General features: G+C 66.1%; 3 protein-coding genes. 1 reads left to right on the top strand and 2 read right to left on the bottom strand.

Translation table 11 applies throughout. The features are described from left to right. The coding region (locus tag EN925_RS32355; RefSeq protein ID WP_245487390.1) for a VOC family protein at window positions 1-1,073 on the bottom strand (1,073 nt) is incomplete at its 3' end. Window positions 1,074-1,076: 3 nt separating this feature from the next. Beyond that, window positions 1,077-1,982, bottom strand: coding sequence for a dioxygenase (locus tag EN925_RS32350; protein ID WP_063167498.1), 906 nt, complete (start codon window positions 1,980-1,982; stop codon window positions 1,077-1,079). 93 nt (window positions 1,983-2,075) lie between these two features. Here EN925_RS32350 and EN925_RS32345 point away from each other — a divergent pair. After that, window positions 2,076-2,335, top strand: a 260-nt coding sequence (locus EN925_RS32345) for a LysR family transcriptional regulator (RefSeq protein ID WP_164894542.1), incomplete at its 3' end; no start/stop codon positions are given.

Below are 2,335 nucleotides of genomic sequence, written 5' to 3'. Positions count from 1 at the left end.
CAGCACCTGGGACTGCATCTCTTCGGGCGATTGGCCGCGGCCGTGGACGAAGACGCAAATCGCCTTAGCCTCGGGGCCTCTTGGCCCAAGCCGGAGCGGACCGCTGCCTGAACTCCCGCGAAATCCGCCTGTTCCAGGCCGGCCTGCAATTCGCTCTCGCGGTCCTTGAACCAAGGCGGGAAGACCAGCGTCTTGCCGATCTGGCCCGGAGGCTCGTCCTTGGCCCAACCTTCCGGCGTGGTCCAGGCAATTTCGAACAGCGCGCCGCCGGGCGAGCGGACATAACAGGACTTGAAGTAGTTGCGGTCCTTCTGCTCCGATATGTCCGTGAAGCCGAGGCCCTCGATATGAGCGCGCAGCTTCAACTGGTTCTCTTCGTCGCCGGTGTTGAGGGCGAGGTGGTGGATCGTGCCTCCCGCCAGAGTCCAGGTGCCCTGCGGGCTGTCGCGGTCGACAATGACCTCCACGCGCTGTGCGACGCCGGCCGCATCCGGCACGCGGAACACGAGCCCCTCGTGGTCGTCGGCCTCTTTCTCCATCGGCAATGCGATGGTCAGGAAGTCGTCCATGGCGGTGCGGTCCATCACCGCCACCACGGCGCCGTAGATTCCCTTGATGCCGTGGGCCTTGCCGATGCCCTGCGCCTCGTTGGTGATGGGCGCGCGGGGATCCCTGTCGCTTTCCACCAGCTCATGCGGGATGCCGCAGGGATGTGCGAAAGCCGCACGGTCGGCGCCAAAACGGGTGATCTTGATGGCCTCGATGCCGCGCGCATTCAACCGGTCGACCCAGAAATCCGCGGCGCCCTTGGGGATCGACTGCATGATGGTGCGCGACTGATTGGACCCGCGGCGGCCATAGACGCCCGGCTTGCGGAACGGGAAGGTGGTGATGATCGTCGACGCATCGCTATTGGGCGAGCCGTAATAGAGGTGGTAGACCGGGATGACGCCGTCGAACAAGACGGTGCGCTTCACCGAATGCAGGCCGAGCGCCTTGGTATAGAAATCAAAATCTTCCTGAGCGCTGTCGGTCGAGAGCGTCAAATGGTGGTAGCCGCTGATACGTGCCATCGGTCATCTCCTCCCAGAGGTTTCGGTATCGCTCCGCCGCTGCGGGCAGAGCACGAGGTTGAGGTCGAGCGCGTGCTTGCGTTTTCCTCCATTGGGCGGCAGCGCGCGGAACTCGGCCATGAGTTCGGGTTTGACCCCGAAGATGGCATCCCGGCCGATCGCAGGGTCCGACCGGTCGAAGATGTGGGTCGTCAGCGTCTCGAAGCCCTCCGCCGAGACGCGAAAATGGATATGGGCCGGCCGCTCGAGGCCAAGGCCCAGCGCTGACATCAATTGACCGACCGGTCCGTCCGACGGCAGCGTGTAGCCCTTCGGCTTCACCGTCGTAAAGCGGAACCGTCCCTGCGGATCGGTACGGAAGCGTCCGCGCAGATTGAATTCCGGCTGGCGGTCGGGTTCCTGGTTCTCGTAGAGACCCTCGGCATTGGCCTGCCAGATCTCGACCGTCGCATCGCCGACCCCCGCGCCGTCGAGCGCGACGATGCGGCCCGCGACCTCCAGCGGCTCGCCCTTGTGATCGCGCGAGATGTTCGCGCCGGGTGGCATCTCCGGCACGTCGGCCCGGTAGAAGGGCCCGGCCAGGGTGTTTGGTGTCGCTCCGGCGGGGCGCGGGCTGTTCTGATCCTCGATCAGCGAAGACACGCCCAGGACGTCGGCGAACAGCACCCATTCCTGGCGCCGCGCATCGGCGTAGTGGCCAACCTCGGTCAGAAAATCGATCGCCTGGCGGAATTCCTCGCCGGAGGGCCGCAACTCCACGATCAGCGCGTGCAAACCATCCACGGCTGCCTGCGCCGCCGCCGCCAAGCGGGACTGGCCCATTGCCGTCAGGCGCCGCGAGAATTCCTCGGCCTGCGTCGATATCGCCTTGGGGGACTCATCCCGCTTCGGGTCGTGCTGGCCGTGCATTCCGCCGGGGCCTCCCTTCCCCTTGCCAAGCGGGATAGCACGGCCCGACGCGATGCTTGATGAGATGTGACGTCCCTTGTATAGCGTTTTGCTATGAAGCTGAACGAGCGCCACCTCATGCAGCTCGCCGCGGTGCTGGATGCCGGCGGCGTGTCGGAAGGAGCCGCCATGCTGGGCTTGACCCAGCCGGCGGTCAGCCGATCCCTGGCCATGCTGGAGGCGCGGGTGGGTGAGCCGCTGTTCCTCAAGGGCCGCCGGCCGCTGCAGGCGACGCCGCTCGGCTTCCAGCTGGCGGCGCAGGGCCGCACGATCATCACCGCGTCGCGCAAGGCGTCGGATGCGGTGCAGGGCTT

The organism is Mesorhizobium sp. M7A.F.Ca.US.006.04.2.1, assembly GCF_004022915.1.
GTDB classification, from domain to species: Bacteria; Pseudomonadota; Alphaproteobacteria; order Rhizobiales; family Rhizobiaceae; genus Mesorhizobium; species Mesorhizobium ciceri.
The sequence above is the reverse complement of the archived record's forward strand: the minus strand, read 5'-3'. Positions and strand labels throughout refer to the sequence as shown.

Coding starts and splice junctions, on each gene's coding strand:
- EN925_RS32350 (WP_063167498.1), bottom strand. CDS start 1,982: ATGCACGGCCAGCACGACCCGAAGCGGGATGAGTCCCCCAAGGCGATA.